This window comes from Nitrospirota bacterium (assembly GCA_035516965.1).
Classification (GTDB): domain Bacteria; phylum Nitrospirota; class UBA9217; order UBA9217; family UBA9217; genus MHEA01.
This window is the reverse complement of sequence record DATIZR010000015.1, coordinates 1-18,336: the sequence shown is the minus strand read 5'-3', so window position 1 is coordinate 18,336 and position 18,336 is coordinate 1. Positions and strand designations below refer to the sequence as shown.

Sequence of the window (18,336 nt, the reverse complement as noted above, 5' to 3'; positions counted from 1 at the left end):
CGAGCACTGCCCTGATGAAAGCCGGATCGCTCGTGCGGGAGTAGACGCTCTTGAGCACGGGCCGGAACCTGTCGATGAAGCCGGCCAGCTCGTGGAGGGTATCCGCGTCGTTGATCGAGATTCCGAGCGTGACTTCGTCATCCGAACGCAGACTCGTCTCGAGCGCTCCCGTGTTCGTCCCGTTGGAGCTGATGTTGACGCGGAACCCCTTTTCCCGGCATTCGCGAAACAGAGCGCCAAGAGCGGGATGGAGCGTCGGCTCGCCGCCGATGACGTCGATCGTCCTGACGCCGACCTGCCGCAGCCGGCCGAGCATCAGAGTGAATGCATCGGCTGACATGTCCTGCATCGGCCGCAGTGAGCGGTTGAAGCAGAAATCGCAGCTCCTGTTGCAGCGGAGCGTGGGATAGAGCTGGATATAATCGGGGCCTTGGCGCATGGTTTTCTCTACTGCTGTCATTCCCGCGAAAGCCGGAATCCAGCTCCTACAAATATCCTGGATGCCGGATCAAGTCCGGCATGACGTGAAAGGGGCTTCGCAAGTCGAGCTCTAGATTACGTAGTTTCTTCCTTCCTTTCTTATAAATCCCTCTTCACACAGTCGGACAAGGTTGCTCTCTATTCGCTCCGTGTCCATACCGGTCCTCTTCACAAGCCCCGCGACCGAGAGCGGTGACTCCTTTACCAGTGACTTCAGGATTGCGCCGCGCACCTGCCTGTTCGAGTTCTCGAAAGGGCTCTGCCGCGTGTAATGCACGCTCCTGCGGTTCGGGTTGATCTGTTCCCGTTTGAGCACGGACCCGTAGTCCATAAGTGCGTTGTACCAGCGCCGGGGGTCGTCCCGGTCCAGGGTCTGTTCCACGAGAGGAAGCAGTTCATCATCGTGGATGCCGTGGCGGTCCTGGAAAAACTCGTGGATATAGACGCGCCGAATATTGGTATCCATGAACACCACAGGCTTGTTGAAGGCAAAAGCCATGATCGCGCCTGCCGTGTACTTTCCGATGCCCGGCAGGCTGAGAAGGTTTTCGGGATCTTGCGGCAGCTTCCCGTTGTGTACGGTCATGACCTTTTCGGCGAGCGACCTGAGCGCCAGCGCCCTCCGGTTGTACCCCATGCCCGACCAGACGCCGAGCACTTCTGCCGTCGTTGCCCGGGCAAGCGCTCCAAAATCGGGGAAGGCCGATAGGAATTCCGCGTACTTCTCGATGACCCGGTCGACCTGGGTCTGCTGGAGCATAATCTCGGAGACCAGGATGCGGTAGGGGTTGATGCGACTCCGCCACGGGAGCTTGCGGCCCTGTCTCGCAAAGTGATCGAGCACCTTTCTCTGGAAGGAGCGGACTTGCGAAGGCGAGAGACGCTTTTGCCCGGCCCGTGATCGCGATTCGGCCGCTCTCTTCACCTGCTCCTCCGGAGCTCCTGCGCCAGAAGCAGCACGTAGACCGCGCCGAGCCCGCCGTCGTACTGCGGCGCGGTCACGTAGGCGATCAGGTCCTTGCGATACCGGCCTGACATCCGCTTCACGACAGCCTCCTTGAGACGCGCGCCTTTGGTAGAGCGTAAACCGCGGCCGTGGATGACCTTGACGCAGTGCAAGCTTTTCCGGAATGCCGTTCGCAGGAACTCGTCCAGTTCCTCCTCAGCCTGGGCCACCGTGCATCCGTGCAGGTCAATGCAGTCCTGGACCGCGAACCTGCCCTGGTGCAGGCTCGCGACGATGTCGGGCCGGAAGTCCCCGTGGGCCCAGGCAACATACTCCTGCGTCTGGGCCAGATCCAGGGGATGCTCGCCCTTCACGATCGCTTCGAGGCAGGCCATCGCGTCCCACACCTCGTCGCGCTGCTGGCGGGGCGCATGCGTGCGGGTGCGGTGTCCGCAGGCAAGGGTGCGGAAGGCCTCGATCTCGCGCACGCCGTCCATCTCGGCGCTGAACAATTCCTCGTCGGAATAGTCTTCCTTCCTCTTCGCGCGGACGGGGGCGGGCGCGGCTGCCGCCTCGGCAATCGCGATCTTCTTTTTGAGCTTCTCGAAGGGACGGCTGGCAAAATCCTTGCTGCTCATCGGGACCCTCTGTACTCGGCCGTCTGTGCGAGCGAAGCAATCTCGTTTTAAAGATTTTCGCTCATCGGCTGTCGGGTACTGCTTACACGATAATGCGAAGAAGAAATGGTGTCAATAGGGATGTTGAGACGGGGTGGTGAGAGGTTAAACAGCGCACCGACCACTGTGGAACGGACGAATTGTCAGCAGAGTTGCACTTTTCCAGATGTAATATGCGGTTGAACGACGAGTTGAGCCCCGCGTTTGCGCAGCGCGGGACTCGAACGACTTGTTAGTAGTGTCATTCGCCGTGCAAAATGCTTTTATAGCACGGGCTATCGTGAAGATTGCCAAGCTCTGAATCGGTTTTAATCTTGCCCCAGTTTGAATATCCGTTAGCTATAGCTTTTTGAAGCGAGAGGCAAGCTTCGTGTGTTTTATTGGCAAGTGCATAGGCGCAAGCCATATTGTAATGCGTGTTAGGAATCTTCTCCTTTAGCTCAATGGCCCTTTTGTAGTCGAATATGGCTAGCTCATATTTACCTTGCGCCTTTAAAGAATTACCACGGTTTGCGTATGATGCGTACACATACATTCCCTTTGGTTCCAGGTCAATCGCCTTGCTGAAATCCGCCACTGCTTGGTCATATTTACCTTTGGAATGGAAGGCGAGACCTCGTTGATTGTAAGCTGCAGTAAACTTTGAATCCAGCTCAATAGCCTTGCTACAATCCAAAATAGATCGGTCATATTCTTTTTTCGATAGATAGGCTGTGCCTCGCATGGCATAGGCCCTAGCTAGAGAATCATTCTTGGTGCTCGATTCTATACACTTGGAGAAATCAGCAATCGCTTCATCTATGTGCCCTTGCGATGCAAACGCATTGCCTCTGTTTGTATAGAGAGCACAGAGGAACAGGCGTTCAGGCTGAAGCTCAAGAGCTTTATTATATTCAGCTATGGCTTTGTCAAAGGACCCGCGGTGATAGTAGATCATCCCGAGGCTTATATTTGCCGGATAAAGTTTACTATTCAATTCGAGCGCTTTTGTTAAATCTGCAAATGCTTTTTCGGAGTCACCTTTTTGCTCGTAAGCACGACCGCGATAATAATATGCGTGCGCCTGAGTGTCTTTCGAATCGGTATTGCGAAGTTCAGTGGTGCATGCTTCGACTGTCTGATCATATTTACCGTTCTTAAATAAATCTTCGCAATAGTTGATTTCAGCGTTTACAGACGATATAAGTGCAAGATTGATGGTTAATAAAGCCGTTGTAAAAAACAATCGCTTCACTTATGCTCCTTTGACTATCATGACAATTGAGAAACTAACAAGATATTATCTCTACAGCCTCTGCTATATACCTGTATATGGCCTCATCTAGGGATATATGGTTTCATATATCGGTAGATGAGAGCCGCATATATACGTGTATATAATTTCGTATTGTCACGGATTGTCTGGTTTCATCTACCTGTATATTCATTTTCAATCTTTTGGTCGGCTAGAGTGAAGCGAAGCTCGACATCTTTCTCACTTGGTCCTCTCTGCCGCTCGTCGGCTTTCACAAAAGATGCTCCGGCCGACTTAGGCGATGGTGCTCTCTTTCCAGGTGAAACATACTTGTCATCCCAACATGAGAACTGAACACCTTCGGGAAGTAGCTGACACTATTTTCCAACCCCACGATGATATAACAGTTGCGTATAAGAATCAAGCGCGGTCCGTTCTTTCAAAAAAAGCCCATGCAGGATGTCCTGCATGGGCTGTCACGAGAAAAAGATCAGAGCGGGTCGTAAGCCGAGTTCTGTTCCCCGGTCTCCCGGGGCAGTGATCATTTATCTGGGCCCCCGATTGCTCGAAGGCACGAGCGGCCTACCCGGAAGTCTCGGACGGGCAGTCCTTACTCCCGGTTTCCCGGGAGACGCTTCCCTATGTGGCCTTGCTCCAGGCGGGGTTTTCCAAGCACTCCGGTCACCCGGGAGTCTGGTGGGCTCTTACCCCACCGTTTCACCCTTGCCTCTTGCGAGGCGGTCTTCTTTTCTGTGGCACTCTCCATGGGGTCGCCCCCTGTCCCGTTTCGGGACCGCCTTGCCCTGCGGAGCTCGGACTTTCCTCCCCCCGTTGCCGGGGAGCGATCACCTGACCCGCTCTGAAATCAAAGAACAATTGAAAAATGAAAAATGATACGCCGTGAATTTCCGGTTTCGAAACTTCAATGCCTTACTTTTCAATTTTCATTTTTTTCGTCAATAGCCCGGTTGGCCAGGGCGTCAGCTTCCCTGTTCATCTCGCGCGGTATGTATTGTACCTCAACGCTGCCGATCTGCTCAATCAGCTTCTTGACCTTGAGAAACAGCGGCTTCAGTCCCTCGTTCTTCACCCGGTACTGGCCGTTCAGCTGCTTCACGAGGAGCTCGGAATCCGCGAGCAGGCGCACCTTCGATGCCCCCTGCCGGACCGCATATTCCAACCCGATGATGGCCGCCGTATACTCGGCAATGTTGTTCGTCGTCCGGCCGAGGTACCGGGCGATCCCCTCCCGCGGCGCGCCGTCCTGCAGGATGTAGATGCCGGCGCCGGCCTCTCCGGGATTATTGCGTGACGCGCCGTCACTGTAGATGGTCAGCTCCGGCCCCTGCTGGTTGACTCCGGTCACGTTCACCTCATCCTTTATAGTACAAGATCCTTCCACAGTGGGGGCAGGTGATCACGCTCTCATTCTTCTTGACATTAACGAACACCTGCGGGGGGATGCTCATATAGCAGCCGGAGCATGCCTCTCCCCGCGCCTCCGCCAGGGCCATGCCCGCCTTGGATACGAGCAGCTTCTGGTACTGCGCGACGAGGCGCTGGTCGATGAGCGCGGCCGATTCCTGGCGCTGCTGGAGCGCCGCCTTCAATTCCTCTTCGACGCCGGCAAAGGCCGCTTCCTGCTCCTTCTGTTCCGCGGCGATCGCGGCTTCCTCTTCCCGGGACCGGGTCTCGGCCGAAGTGATCGCCGAAGCCGCCGCGTCGATCTTTTCCATGAGCACGAGGATCTCATCCTCGATTGCCTTGTTCTCCTTCTCGGCCGCCTCGATCTCCTTCAGCATGGCCTGATACTCCTTGTTGGTCTTGATCTCCGACGAGCGCGTCTTGAGCTTTTCAACCTTCTGGCTGCCGGCCTCGAGGTCCTGATCCCGGTCCCGTTTGTTCTTCTGCGCGGCCTGGAGCCCCTCCCGGGTCCTGTCCAGTTCCTCCTTATTCTGTGTTCGCCGGTGCTCGAATGATGCCAGTACTTCCGGAAAGCGCTTCCGTTTTTCCGTGAGCGCCCTGATCCTGAGGTCCATCTCCTGAAGCTCTATCAGCATTCCCAATTGTTGTTCCATCCCGCCTCCAAAATAAAAAATGCGCCTTGCGGCGCATCTTTACTGATTCCTTGTTCCCCTCGTGTGTGCAGATTCAATATGCGGCATGCCGTTCACCCCGTTCGCTCCCGGGGTTCGCCCCGGAGGCAGCACTCTGTGCTGAGATGGTGGGCCCACCAGGACTCGAACCTGGGACCAACCGGTTATGAGCCGGTAGCTCTACCAGCTGAGCTATGGGCCCTGCTGTATGCATGAAACGTGGAATGGGAGAATGCACCCAGGCGGAAACCCCTTCACCGAGTCTGCATTCTTGCTTGTGATTGTCTATTCCCGTATTTCCGGAATGTCGAGCGCACATCTTGACATAAAGCCTGCGAAAAGTCAAGGCGCGGCTCTTACTCCATGAAGCTCTTGAGCTGCTTGCTCCGGCTCGGATGGCGGAGCTTCCTGAGCGCCTTCGCCTCGATCTGGCGGATGCGTTCGCGCGTCACGTCGAACTCCTGCCCCACTTCCTCGAGCGTATGGTCCGTCTGCTCGCCGATGCCGAACCTCCAGCGCAGCACCTTTTCCTCCCGGTCGGTCAGGGTGTTCAGTACCTTCCTGACCTGCAGATGCAGGTTCTTGCGAATCGCGGACTCGAGCGGCGACGCCACCTTCTTATCCTCGATGAAGTCGCCCAGATGGCTGTCCTCTTCTTCGCCGATGGGCGTTTCGAGCGAGATCGGCTCCTTCGCGATCTTCATGATCTTCCGGACCTTCTCCACGGGAAGCTTCATCGTAGACGCGATCTCCTCGGTGGTCGGTTCCCGGCCGAGGTCCTGAACGAGCCCGCGGGACGTCCGGATGAGCTTGTTCATCGTCTCGATCATGTGGACCGGGATGCGGATGGTGCGAGCCTGGTCAGCGATGGCCCGGGTGATGGCCTGCCTGATCCACCAGGTGGCGTAGGTGCTGAACTTGTAGCCGCGCTGCCACTCGAACTTGTCCACTGCCTTCATGAGGCCTATGTTGCCTTCCTGGATCAGGTCGAGGAACTGGAGGCCGCGGTTGGTGTATTTCTTGGCGATGGACACGACGAGCCGCAGGTTCGCTTCGACCAGTTCGCTCTTCGCGTACTTTGCCCGCTCCTCTGCCCGCTCATAGGCGCGGAGCGCCTTCTTGAGCTCTTCAGCAGCGACTCCGCAGTCCGCCTCGATCTTTTTGACCCGCTTGACCGCGTTCCGGTAGATTTTTTCCATGCCCAGGAGCGCTTCCTGCTTTATCTCGAGCCGCCGGGCCGCGTTCTTGAGTTCCCGCTCCCCCTGCCGCATTTTTTTGAAGACGTCTTTGAGTTCCGCGACCGTCAGGCCCGACTTCCGCTCCAGGCCGTGGATCTCCCGTTCGGACAGATTGATCTCGCTCACCATCTCGCGCAGCTTCATGACCAGCCGGTCGGTCTGGCGGCAATGGATGTTCAGCGCTTCCAGCTTGTCGAACAGCGCGAAGCGCGCCGTCTGGATCTTTTCCCGCAGGTTTTTTTTGCGCGCCTCGCTGCAGCGGCTGCTCATGACATGGTTGATCAGCGTGGCCAGCTCCTTGCTGTGGCGGTCGATTTCGGCAATGAGCTTGATCACGCGGGCATGGAGCTCTTCCTCGTTCTGGCTCTGGAGGTCCTCAAAATCATCGTCACCGGCGTGCACGATCTCGTTGATGCTGATCTTCCCCTTGCGCAGCTTATCGCCGAGATCCCGCACGTCCTGGAGGGCAAAGGGCAGGTTATACAGGATCTGCGCCGCATCCCGCTTTCCCTCCTCGATCCGTTTCGCGATCGCGACCTCGCCTTCCTTGGACAGCAGCGGAACGGTCCCCATCTCCTTCAGGTAGAGCCTGACGGGATCGTCCGTCTTGCCGAGCCCGACCTCGACCTCCTCCTCTTCGGCCTCCTCTTCAGCCGCTTCCTCGAGGCTGGCCTCTTCATGCTCGCCGCCCTCTTCCAGCTCCTCCTCGGCCGGCTGGCGGACCTTGCCGTCGTTCCGGGAGTCGGTCATGTCGATGTCGATTTCGCCGTCTCCGAACAGGGAAATGATGCTGTCGAGCTGCTCCGTCGAGACGTCCTCATGAGGAATCGCATCGGAGGACTCTTCATAAGGCACATAATTATTGCGATCTTTGGCCGCTGGTGCCTGTTTTTTCGGATCTTCTGCCTTGCCCCGCTTTGACATTCTTTGGTGCTCCTTCTAAGTGTACTTCAGGATCTGACGATCATCGGTCCCTTCTTTCGACCGGTTCTTTCGTTCAGGCCGTTCTGTCGCCGGAAAGTCCTTTTCCCCTTTGCCGGGCCATCTCGTTCTGCTCTTTCAGGAGCCGGGCCAGTTCAGCCCTGTCGTCCTGCTCTTCGGCCTGCTTGATCGCGCCGAGGAGCGCTTTCATCCGCCGGGAGTGGTTGTGCCGCTTGATTACATCGACGCAGTCGTCACAGTGCTTCTCCGGGTCCTCGTAGTCCATATCCAGGACGGAGTAATGTGAGATCACATGGTTCAGCTCATCATCCCCGTCCACCAGCAATGCCCGGGACTCCAGCCTGCCCTTCGCCCACAGAACCTCGAAGATACGTTTTGCCGCACGCTGCAGCAGGGGGTCGGTAAAATCAGCGGGCTGTATGCGCTCCGCCAGCCTGCGCGCCATGTTTTCATCCTTGAGCATCAGGTGGATCAGTATCTCTTCGGCCCTGGGGCGCTGGCCTCGGACGGGTGCCGCGGCCTTGTCCTTCCCGGCATGGTGCTGGCCTCTTGACTGCTTCGGCATTTCCTGCCGGAGAACGGCCTCATCAAGGTCAAGGGCCTCCGCCGTCCTTTTCAGGTAGTGATCCCGTTCGATCCCGCTGGGCAGCTTGGCGATGAACCCGAGCATCTCGCCGGCCCTTTCCACCTTCTCATCGATCGATGCCGAGGACCCGTCCTTGATCACCTGGGCAAGAACGAAGTCCATGAACTTCACCGACTCGCGCAGCCGGGCGGAGAAGGCGTCGGCGCCCCGCTTCTGCAGGAACGTGTCCGGATCATCGTTGTCCGGCAGCGAGACCACATTCACCTTCATCCCGCTTGCGACAAAGAGGTCGAACCCCCGCAGGGAAGCCCGGACTCCCGCGGGGTCGGGGTCGAAGATCAGCACCAGTTTGTCCGCGAACCGCCGCAGAAGCCGGAGATGGCCTTCCGTGAGCGCCGTGCCGAGCGTTGCGACCGCGTTCCGGATGCCGTACTGATGGCAGGCGATCGCGTCGAGGTACCCCTCGACGATGATGAAATAGCCGAGTTTGCGGCCCTGTTCCTTGGCCGCGTCCAGGCAGTACAGCGTATTGCTCTTGCTGTAGAGCGGCGTCTCCGAGGAATTCAGGTATTTGGGCAGGGCATCGTCCATGACCCTGCCGCCGAAGGCGATCACGCTGCCCGCAATGTCCCGGATCGGGAAGATGATCCTTCCCCGGAACCGGTCGTAATGCCCCTCACCCTCGCTCCGCTTGACCACGAGCCCGGCACGTTCAATCTGTCCGGGCTGATAGCCCCGCTGCCTCAGATATCTGAGCAGGCCGTCCCATTCATTCCGCGCGAAACCCAGACCGAACTCCTTCACGATCTGATCGCTTACACCCCGTTTATTCACGTAGGCGCGAGCGGCACTCCCCGTGGACCCCGCGAGCTCTTTCTGGAAATAGGCGGCTGCCTCGGCAACGATCGTAAGAAGCGCCGCCCGTTCCTCGGACGATTTCTTGTCGGAGCTCCGCGACCTGCTTTCCGCCGGCAGGGAAATGCCCACCCGGTCGGCCAGCTTTCGTACCGCTTCGGGAAAGTTCAGGCCTTCCTGCAGTTCCAGGAACTTAAATGCGTCTCCGCCGGCGCCGCACCCGAAACAGTGAAAGATCTGTTTGTCGGGATTCACCGAGAACGAGGGGGTCTTCTCCGCGTGAAACGGACAGAGCCCGGTGTGGTTCTTCCCCGTTTTTTTGTGGGACACATATCCCGAAACAAGATCAACGATGTCGATGCTGTCCCTGACCCGGCTTATGATATCATCGGAAAACACGTTATTTTTTCAATTCTGCGATCGTTACTCCCGCCCCGCCCTCGGCCGGTTCGCCCGGCCGGGTGGCTGCGATCAGCGGGTGGTTTTTTAAAAATTCCGCTACCGCGGTTTTAAGCGCCCCGGTCCCCAGTCCATGGATGATGGTGACGACCGTGACCTGATGAAGACCTGCCCGGTCAATGAACCGGTCCACTTCCGCCAGTCCCTCGGGAACCCTGAGCCCGATGATATTCAGCCGGTCTGCAGTTCCTTCTTCCTCATGGAGTTCGGCGTTCCATCCGGGCGCCGGCAGAACAGGCCGTTCCCCACGCGCGCCAACCAGGGGGACGACTTCCGTCGACGGGATCCTGATCTTCTTCGCGCCCACCTCCAGGTCAAGGATACCCCCGTGCCATGCGACAACGGTCCCGGTCTTATTCAATCTCTCGATACGAACAATCTCGCCGACATGAAAATCCCGGGGGTCAAGGGTTCGCCCGGTCTGTTCTGCATGGGCCGCGGGCTCGAGCCTGCCGCTCAGCGCCTCCACGTCTCCGCTTGTTTTTTTAATGTCTGTACGGTCAAGCACAGCGATGCGGGAAAGTTCCCTGAGCTTTTGCCGCAGCGCTGAAAGGACGTCCCGGGCCTCGGTCCTGGCCTTTGCTTTCACGTCGCGGGCTTCATCCCGCGCAGCCCGGAGCGCGTCCACTGCCTCCGTGCGCTCCCGCTTCGCCGCGACGAGCTCCTGCTCGAGCGAAAGGCGCTCCGCAGCGACGACTCGTGAATCTTCTTCGACCTGCCGGAGCAATTGGTCGAGGCTCACGTCATCCTCACTGATCCTCGACCGGGCATTCCGGATCACTTCCGCCGGAATGCCCATCCGTGATGCCATGTCCAATCCGTAACTTCTGCCCGGTCTCCCCGCGATCAGCCGGTAGGTCGGCGTGAGCGACTGCGGATCGAATTCCATGGCTGCGTTCACGGCGCCGCTCGTTCGGGATCCGAACAGTTTCAGGGCATTCTGATGGGTGGTGACAATGGTTACGCACCCCCGCTCGAGCAGGTCTTCAAGAACCGCCGCACCAAGCCCGGCTCCTTCGCCGGGTTCAGTGCCGGACCCCAGTTCGTCGAGGAGCACCAGCGAGTTCTCGTCCGCCTCCCGCAGAATCTCTGCGATCCTGCTCACGTGCGAAGAAAACGTGCTCAGGTCCTGTTCAAGGCTCTGGTCGTCTCCAATATCAGCGAAGACCGAAGCGAAGCAGGGAACTTCGCTCCCCTCTGCCCCGGTGATGGGAATCCCCGACTGGGCCATGAGACACAACAGCCCCGCGGTCTTGAGGACAACGGTCTTGCCGCCTGCATTCGGTCCACTCAGGATAAGCGCCCGTTGCCCGCTGGCAAGAAGAATGTCGTTCGGCGTGATCCCCGAATGTCCGGCCTGGGCCTTGTACTTCGCCACGAGCAGCGGATGTCTCGCAGACCGCAGGCGGATGCTCCCGTCTGCTGACAGGCCCGGCACGGTGGCATCATACTCCAGCCCGAACCGGGCACGGGCGTAAACGGCATCGATGTATGCGAGAGCGTCGATCATCCGACGGACCGCATCGGATTCACGGGACAGGAGCGAAGTGAGCACCCGTAAAATACGCTCCACCTCTTCCCGCTCCTCCATACGCAGCTCGGCAAGCCGGTTGTTCTGCTCAAGGATATCGAGCGGCTCCACAAAGAGGGTTGCCCGTGACCCGGATTGCCCGTGCACCACGCCGGAGAGGCCCTGCCTGAAATTCGGCTTGAGCGGCAGCACATACCGATCATCGCGGAGCGTGATCACCGGTTCCTGGATGACCTTTTGAAGACTGCTGTCCTGCAGGATCCCGTGCATCCGGTCCAGAATGCTCTCCCGCATGCGCAGGATCTGTCTGCGGATTTTCCGGAGCTCCGGACTCGCTGAATCCCTGACTTCCGCCTTATCATCTATGGCGCCAAGGATGGCCTCCTCGATCTCCTTCTGGGGCCGGATTTCGGAGGCTTTAGCAGCCAGAAGCGGGGCCGGGCATGCTTCCTGCGCGCCCTTTCCTTCGAACCGCTGAAAAAACTTCCTGACCCGTCTGCCCGAGCCAAGCGTACGAGCCAGGTTCAGCAGTTCGGCGGGAGACAGCATGCTGTTACTGATGCCGAGCTTCGTCACTGCCTGCCCTGTTTCGGGTATCCCGTCGAGCGGCGGTTTTTCCCCGAGCAGCAGGATCGCGATAAACTCCCTGGTCTCGGAGAGCAGTGCGGCGGCGACGTGTCCGTCCGGCGTTGGATGGAGCCTCCGGACCACGATCCTTCCAGCCTCGGATGCCGCATAGGATGCAACCAGACTTTTTACCTTCTCATACTCAAGGACCTTCAGGGCATGTTCGTTCATTGTGCCGAATCAGTTCTGCCGCCTGACGCGCTTGAAGCCGGAGAAATCAACCACCGAAAGCGGCGCACGCTTCTCGAGAACATCCAGCAGCAGGTTCAGGCCAAGCGTGTCGCTCGAAATATGTCCGGCAATCACCACACGCAGATGATGTTTTTCGGCTTCCTTCCGGTGGTCCTCGGACATATGCATCCCGACGACCGTGCCGACACCCGACTGGACAAGTTTCCCGATCGTATCCTTCGAGCCCGACGTTCCGCCGGTCATGTCAACGAAGATCTTCCCGGTCCGCTGATCGTCCGAACCGAACAGGATGCGTGGTCCGGCATTGTTCCTGATCGCCTCCTGGTACTCGGGAATTTTCCGGAGCAGCGTGACAACGTCTTTCAGCCGGGCGGGAGACTCCCGGTCGAAGAGCGCTTGGAGGTAACGGGCGACCATGTTATCGGCAGGCGTATGCATGCAGAGGAGGGGGATATCGAGGAGACGAGCCGCATCAACGGGCCGTGTGTGATTCACGGGGAGAAGGCTCCGTTCGACCTCTTTCATTCTGCCGCTGAGCTGCCCTTCTGCAACATTGATGGGCACACCGACACCATGCAGAATGTCGGCCTGCATCTTCATCACTTCATAAAAGTTGGCGTAGGCACGCCCTTCGGGATGATGCGCGATGACAAAATCAATATGCCGGCCCTTCGCGATCAAACGCTCGGCGAGCAGGAGTTCGGGCGTTTCCACATCGATTCCGACGAGCGCCGCGGACACGTCTCGATCGGGGTCCCCATACAGCATCCTGCTGTCCGCATAGGGGTTCGTCAATTTTTCAAGGTCGAACGCGGTCTTGTCATCGGGCTTCAGTTCTTCGTAGGCCCTGCGTATTTCCTGCAATTCCGCTTCAACAACGGATCTGCCGCGGGGATCGGCATCAATGCCCGCCTGTATTGCCGATTCGTAGAACTCCCTTAGCTTCACGGAACGGATACTCCTAAATAAATCAGGGGGCCCCGGTATTCATGGCCCCCTGTTCAGCCCATCCGTAAAATATCATGCGCACTCACACGAAGCTGACGATTACCCCAACGCATGCTTCACCAGCTCACTCACGAGCTTCCCATCCGCACGGCCGCCAATCATGGGGATAAGCGCTTTCATGACCTTGCCCATGTCCTTGGGTCCCTGGGCACCGGTCCCGGCAACAGCTTCACGGACCATTGCCTCCACTTCTTCACGGGACAGCTGTTTGGGAAGATAGGCTTCGAGAATCGAAACTTCCTCCGTCTCTTTCTCGACGAGGTCCTGTCTGCCTCCCCTGGCAAACTGTTCGATCGAATCCCTCCGCTGCTTGATGAGCGATCGCACGGTCTCGACCACCTCATCTTCCGTTAGAGGCCTCCGCTTGTCTATCTGTTTGTTCTTCAGGGCAGCGTTCAGCATCCGCAGCGTCGATACCTTATTTTTAGCGCCGGATTTGAGGGCGCCCTTCACATCCGCATCGATGCTGTCCCGTAGTCCCATTCTGCCCCTCTCCGTTTTTCAGGCTGCCTGCATCCGGTAGCTCGAGCCCGGCTCAGTTTTGCCTGAAAATGCGGGCGCTCTTGGCCGCTTTCTTTTTCGCGGCCAATGCCTTTTTCTTTCGTTTTACGCTTGGTTTCTCGTAATGTTCTCTTTTTTTTACCTCCGACAGCACGCCTTCCTTCTCTATACTTTTCTTGAATCTCCGGAGTGCGGCCTCGAACGGCTCGTTTTCACGTAATCGGATGCTCGGCAACCTCGCTACACCCCCCTCCAAACTGTATCTTTCTGTTTTTAAATAGTTTTTACCTATAATAAAACAATACCGCCGAGGGACCTTGGTCCGCCAGCCAATAAAGATACATATTTTTTAAAATTAACAACTCCCCCCTTGAAAGTCAAGAGAAATATTATTTACATTTTCAATTTGTTGTGCCCAGGAGCATCCCGAAATGCTGCGACTCCCTCGACGCTCCGTGTCAACTCCGGTAGGCGGCGTTGATCTTGATATACTCGTAAGACAGATCACAGGTCCATACGACCGCAGATCCTTTGCCTTTGTGAAGGTCGATCACGATCTGCACTTCCCGCTGTTTCAGTGCCAACGCTGCTTCCCGCTCGGCATGCTTCCCCTGACCCAAACCCTTTTCGACAAGCTTTGCCTTGCCGACGAAGATATCCGTCCGCGCCTCGTCCATCTCGATGCCGGAATGACCCAACGCGGCCATGATCCTGCCCCAGTTCGCATCTTCTCCGAAGAGCGCCGTCTTGACAAGGCTGGAGTTTGCAATCGCCATCGCGGCCCGCTTCGCCTCAACGGGATTCTTTGCATTCCGCACATCAATCTCGACGAATTTCGTGGCCCCTTCGCCGTCCCGTACCACTTGACGCGCCAGGGACCGCGCAACCGTATCCAGGCAGGCCTGGAACTTTTTCGAGTCCTTGCTGCCCGGCCCCGGTCTCCTATTTCCCGCGGCGCCGTTCGCCATGCAAAGGACCATGTCGTTCGTGCTCGTCTCGCCATCTACCGATATCATATTGAAAGATCTGTCCGTCGATGCAATCAGCGTCTTTTTCAGCATGGCGGACGAGATGTTCGTGTCGGTCACGATGAAACAGAGCATGGTGGCCATATTCGGCTGGATCATGCCCGATCCCTTCGCGATGCCGGCAACGGTAATCGTCTTGCCTCCGATCTCTTCCTGGACCACCGAGAACTTGGGATACATGTCCGTGGTCATGATTGCCTCGCATGCCTGCTCCCAGCCCGCTGCCGACAACAATCCGACGGCTGTCGCGATGCCCGTCGCTATCTTCGGCATGGGCAGGAATTCGCCGATCACGCCTGTCGATGCAACATAAACGAAATCCGGCTTGACGCCCAGTTCTTTCGCAGCGGTCTCCGCCGTTTCTCGGGCATCGGCCATTCCGCGCTTTCCGGTGCAGGCATTGGCGCACCCGCTGTTGGCAATGATGACCTGTCCCTTGCCCGATTTTATCTTTGTTGAATTCTGGAGAATGCATGCCGCTTTCACCCGGTTCTTGGTAAACACTCCGGCAACAGCGGCTTCCCGGTCGGAGCAAATGATGGCAAGATCTTTCTTATCGGTCTTCTTGATCCCGCAATGGATGCCCCATACCTTAAACCCGGTCACTGAAAAGTTCTTGGTGTCGAGAACTCTCATTCTTCATCCCCTATGAGCAGTAGTTTGATTTCCATCACGGGAATAGCCCCGCGAAGGCAAGCCCTTCGACCTCGTCGAAACCCATCATAAGATTCATATTCTGCACAGCCTGTCCGGATGCCCCCTTGACGAGATTGTCGATCGCTGTGACAATAACGGCCCGGCCCGTTCGCGGGTCAGCAAAGACGCCGACATCGCAAAAGTTCGAGCCGCGCACCGCGTTCACGTTGGGAAACTGACCCGGTGCAAGCAAGCGCACGAACGGCTTGTCCTTATAGAACTCCTGGTAGGTGCGGTGCAGCGATGCAGTATCGGTCTGCGCCGCCGTCAGGGTTGCATAGATCGTGGTCAGGATGCCCCGGTTCATCGGCACCAGATGCGGGGTAAAATTCACCGTCACCCGCTCTGTTGCAAGTCTCGCAAGCTCCTGTTCGATCTCCGGTGTGTGGCGGTGCGTCCCGATCTTGTACGCCATGAACGCTTCGTTCGCCTCGGGAAAGTGATAGGGGAGGCCCGGGCTGCGGCCGGCTCCGGTCACACCCGACTTAGAGTCGATGATGATCGTCCTGTGGTCGATCGCCTTCCGATCCATGAGCGGCGCGAGCCCCAGAACAGCGCCGGTCGGGTAACACCCGGGGTTCGCGATGAGCGAGGCCTTTCGGATCGCATCGGCGTGGAGCTCCGGCAGTCCGTACACGGCGGTCTTGAGCAGGTCCGGGTACTGGTGGGAGTGCTCGTACCACTTCTCGTAAAGCGCCGGGTCGCTGAGACGGTAGTCGGCCGACAGGTCGACTACTTTCTTTCCGAGTTTGTGGAACCGGAAGGCGGCCTCCTGCGCAGTAACGTGCGGGAGGGCAAGGAAGACAAAATCCGTCTTCTTCGCAATCGCATCCGGGTCGAGCGGCTCACAGACGAGATCGGTCAACTTGGCAAGGTGGGGAAAAATCGCGGTGATCGGCTTTCCCGCTGACTTCTCCGAGGTCACCGCCGCGACCGTGACATGCGCATGATGGAGCAGGATCCGGAACAGCTCACCGCCGGTATAACCGCTGGAGCCCACAATCGCAATTCTTAGTTTTCCAGGATTGCTCATAATTCAACCCGCGATAATGATATGCAGAACACGCACTGACAGACAAAATAAAAGGGAAGGCATCTCTACCTTCCCTTCTTCCCAATACAATCTGACCCGATGAACCAGAAAACAGATGACAGGTATTTGATCCCTTATCTCTTTGAGAACTGGAACCGGGCGCGGGCGCCTTTCTGGCCGTACTTCTTTCGCTCTTTGGCCCTCGGGTCCCTGGTCAGGAGGCCTTCCTTGCGGAGCTTGCCGCGTGATTCCGCGTCGATCGCCAGAAGAGCCTTCGATATACCGTGCCTGATGGCTCCCGCCTGGCCGGAATTTCCGCCCCCCAGAACGCTCACGAGCACGTCGAATTTATCCTGAGTGCCGGTGACCTCGAAGGGTTGACGAATGATCATCTTCAGCACGTCCCTGCCGAAATAATCATCCATCGACTTCTCATTGATCGTAATCTTGCCCGATCCGGGCATCATCCACACCCGGGCGATGGAATTCTTTCTCTTCCCTGTTGCATAATATCTGGAAATCGTTGCCGCTGCCATCAAACCCTCCTCGGTATCTCTATCTCTCTCTGGCTCTTATTTCACTTTCATTTCGACCGGCTGCTGCGCTGCATGCGGATGCTGCTCTCCTGCATATACTTTCAGCTTGCTCAGCATCTGCTTGCCAAGCCTGGTCTTCGGAAGCATGCCTTCTATGGCCATTTTGATCACCTGTTCAGGCTTCGTCTTCATGAGCGTGCCCGCGGTGACCGACTTGAGTCCCCCGGGATACCCCGAGTGACTGTAGTAGACTTTCTGGTCAAGCTTCTTGCCGGTGAGATGCACCTTGTCAGCGTTCACCACGATCACGAAATCTCCCGTATCGACATGCTTCGTGTAGACAGGCTTGGTCTTGCCTTTGAGCACGGACGCAACCGCTGAGGCAAGCCTTCCGAGTGTCTTGCCGTTTGCATCGACGAGATGCCACGCTCTCTTAATATCTTCCTCTTTTGCCGAATAGGTTCCCATGATACCCGCCTTGCTTAAGTAAGATTTATAGCCGCATATTGATTTTTGCACGAGAAAAAAAACGATTTAAGAACCGCGAATATAAACAATTTCATCCATTTTGTCAAGGATTTTATATGGAATGAGTTTGGAGTCGACGGAGGGGGTTATTATCACGGGAAGGGAAAATTAATTTCTTACAATAAATCAAAACGATACGCCCCCGGTATCATTTGAGAGCCCCTGAACAACAGAAAAGGCGGTGAGTAATCACCGCCTTTTTGCATTGCTGGTGAGGGCGGGGCTGCCGAGGCAGCCCCGCTGTTTTTTCCCTGGCCGCGGGGTACGCCGCGGAGAGCCTTACGCCTTGACCGCGGCTTCCTTCTTCTCCCGAAGCGCCGACGGCGCCGATACCACGAAGCCCATCGCCGTGCCCAGAAGGCCGCCCACCACGATGCTCACCGCCGCCGCGCAGGCGATGCCCACCGCGATGCCCATCACGATGACCGCGCGTACGATGAGCGTCGGCTCTACGGCTCCGCCGCTCAGCTTCTGGAGCAGGATCAGCGTCCCGTAGCTCCCGAAGTAGAAACCCGGAACGATCCCCAGCACCAGAAACACCAACCCGCCTATCGTTGCCCCGATCTTCATGCCCGCCTTTACCGTCTCGTTCTTCATGACCAATCTCCTTTCAGCCTCAGCTTTTTATTGAAGTGTATGCTCCGTAAGATTATCGGGACCGCTGCAATGCTCCTTTGCATCCCTATCTGTTCGCCGCCTTTGCCTCTTCGCCTTCATGGACCCCTGCTTCGAGCACCCTGCCGACCAGCCAGCCGATCGTCGACGTTGCGGTCACGATCACGATCCCGGCCACGAGCACGCCCACCAGCATGGAGGCCAGCACGATGGTCCGGGACAGGAGCCCGGGCTGGAGCGGAAGTCCGAAGATCCATCCCGCAATGTTGATGCCCATGGCGCCGCCCAGGAGGCTGCCGGGCAGAAGCCCGAAGAGTGCGAACACAACCAGTCCGGCGCCTGCTCCGATGTAGGATGTTTTTCTTGCGATTGTGGTCTTCATTGTCTTGCCCTCCTTTTTCGCCCTTCTGCCTGATAATTTGCATCTCCCATGCCAGATCGCAATTTATTGATTTTCCACAACTCTCACCCCTCAGGTCTTTTGCAGGGATGAGAAAAGCATCCTGTCATCAAAGATAAATGCGAAAA

18 protein-coding genes, 1 tRNA gene and 1 other RNA gene are annotated in these 18,336 nt (G+C 57.4%); all 20 read right to left on the bottom strand.

What is annotated here, in order from left to right:
* A partial coding sequence (locus VL197_01285) for a radical SAM protein (GenBank protein ID HUJ16601.1) occupies nucleotides 1-439 on the bottom strand: 439 nt, incomplete at its 3' end.
* Between the two features lie 111 nt (nucleotides 440-550).
* Complete coding sequence (locus VL197_01280; protein HUJ16600.1) at nucleotides 551-1,405, bottom strand: A/G-specific adenine glycosylase; 855 nt, start codon at nucleotides 1,403-1,405, stop codon at nucleotides 551-553.
* Nucleotides 1,402-2,064 carry a Smr/MutS family protein gene (locus tag VL197_01275; protein ID HUJ16599.1) on the bottom strand — a complete coding sequence of 221 codons (663 nt, stop codon included), beginning with the start codon at nucleotides 2,062-2,064 and terminating at the stop codon, nucleotides 1,402-1,404. The genes VL197_01280 and VL197_01275 overlap by 4 nt, the downstream gene beginning before the upstream one ends.
* 280 nt (nucleotides 2,065-2,344) lie before the next feature.
* Complete coding sequence (locus VL197_01270; GenBank protein ID HUJ16598.1) at nucleotides 2,345-3,337, bottom strand: tetratricopeptide repeat protein; 993 nt, start codon at nucleotides 3,335-3,337, stop codon at nucleotides 2,345-2,347.
* A gap of 488 nt (nucleotides 3,338-3,825) precedes the next feature.
* Nucleotides 3,826-4,198: RNase P RNA component class A (gene rnpB / locus VL197_01265), an RNA gene on the bottom strand.
* A gap of 76 nt (nucleotides 4,199-4,274) precedes the next feature.
* Nucleotides 4,275-4,703: a ribonuclease HI family protein gene (locus tag VL197_01260; protein HUJ16597.1), complete on the bottom strand. Its 429-nt coding sequence runs from the start codon at nucleotides 4,701-4,703 to the stop codon at nucleotides 4,275-4,277.
* Between the two features lie 7 nt (nucleotides 4,704-4,710).
* On the bottom strand, nucleotides 4,711-5,415 hold the full coding sequence (locus tag VL197_01255) for a C4-type zinc ribbon domain-containing protein (GenBank protein ID HUJ16596.1): 705 nt from the start codon (nucleotides 5,413-5,415) through the stop codon (nucleotides 4,711-4,713).
* Nucleotides 5,416-5,559: 144 nt separating this feature from the next.
* Nucleotides 5,560-5,635: transfer RNA gene (locus VL197_01250), tRNA-Ile, on the bottom strand.
* A 154-nt stretch (nucleotides 5,636-5,789) separates the two neighbouring features.
* Nucleotides 5,790-7,595 (bottom strand): RNA polymerase sigma factor RpoD, encoded by a 1,806-nt coding sequence (gene rpoD, locus VL197_01245; GenBank protein HUJ16595.1) that lies wholly within the window; start codon nucleotides 7,593-7,595, stop codon nucleotides 5,790-5,792.
* A 73-nt stretch (nucleotides 7,596-7,668) separates the two neighbouring features.
* Entirely contained in the window at nucleotides 7,669-9,453 is a 1,785-nt protein-coding gene (gene dnaG / locus VL197_01240; GenBank protein ID HUJ16594.1) for a DNA primase, read from the bottom strand.
* A 1-nt stretch (nucleotide 9,454) separates the two neighbouring features.
* Nucleotides 9,455-11,842, bottom strand: coding sequence for an endonuclease MutS2 (locus VL197_01235; protein HUJ16593.1), 2,388 nt, complete (start codon nucleotides 11,840-11,842; stop codon nucleotides 9,455-9,457).
* 9 nt (nucleotides 11,843-11,851) lie between these two features.
* Nucleotides 11,852-12,811: an NGG1p interacting factor NIF3 gene (locus VL197_01230; protein ID HUJ16592.1), complete on the bottom strand. Its 960-nt coding sequence runs from the start codon at nucleotides 12,809-12,811 to the stop codon at nucleotides 11,852-11,854.
* 99 nt (nucleotides 12,812-12,910) lie between these two features.
* Nucleotides 12,911-13,354 carry a GatB/YqeY domain-containing protein gene (locus VL197_01225; GenBank protein ID HUJ16591.1) on the bottom strand — a complete coding sequence of 148 codons (444 nt, stop codon included), beginning with the start codon at nucleotides 13,352-13,354 and terminating at the stop codon, nucleotides 12,911-12,913.
* 52 nt (nucleotides 13,355-13,406) lie between these two features.
* Entirely contained in the window at nucleotides 13,407-13,607 is a 201-nt protein-coding gene (gene rpsU, locus VL197_01220) for a 30S ribosomal protein S21 (GenBank protein ID HUJ16590.1), read from the bottom strand.
* Between the two features lie 223 nt (nucleotides 13,608-13,830).
* Nucleotides 13,831-15,036, bottom strand: coding sequence for a bifunctional glutamate N-acetyltransferase/amino-acid acetyltransferase ArgJ (gene argJ, locus VL197_01215; protein ID HUJ16589.1), 1,206 nt, complete (start codon nucleotides 15,034-15,036; stop codon nucleotides 13,831-13,833).
* 34 nt (nucleotides 15,037-15,070) lie between these two features.
* Nucleotides 15,071-16,129, bottom strand: coding sequence for an N-acetyl-gamma-glutamyl-phosphate reductase (gene argC / locus VL197_01210; GenBank protein ID HUJ16588.1), 1,059 nt, complete (start codon nucleotides 16,127-16,129; stop codon nucleotides 15,071-15,073).
* 134 nt (nucleotides 16,130-16,263) lie between these two features.
* Complete coding sequence (gene rpsI / locus VL197_01205; protein ID HUJ16587.1) at nucleotides 16,264-16,665, bottom strand: 30S ribosomal protein S9; 402 nt, start codon at nucleotides 16,663-16,665, stop codon at nucleotides 16,264-16,266.
* Between the two features lie 36 nt (nucleotides 16,666-16,701).
* Nucleotides 16,702-17,133, bottom strand: coding sequence for a 50S ribosomal protein L13 (rplM, locus tag VL197_01200; protein ID HUJ16586.1), 432 nt, complete (start codon nucleotides 17,131-17,133; stop codon nucleotides 16,702-16,704).
* Between the two features lie 339 nt (nucleotides 17,134-17,472).
* Nucleotides 17,473-17,790 carry a hypothetical protein gene (locus tag VL197_01195; GenBank protein ID HUJ16585.1) on the bottom strand — a complete coding sequence of 106 codons (318 nt, stop codon included), beginning with the start codon at nucleotides 17,788-17,790 and terminating at the stop codon, nucleotides 17,473-17,475.
* An 85-nt stretch (nucleotides 17,791-17,875) separates the two neighbouring features.
* Nucleotides 17,876-18,190: a hypothetical protein gene (locus VL197_01190; GenBank protein HUJ16584.1), complete on the bottom strand. Its 315-nt coding sequence runs from the start codon at nucleotides 18,188-18,190 to the stop codon at nucleotides 17,876-17,878.
* Nucleotides 18,191-18,336 lie beyond the last annotated feature (146 nt).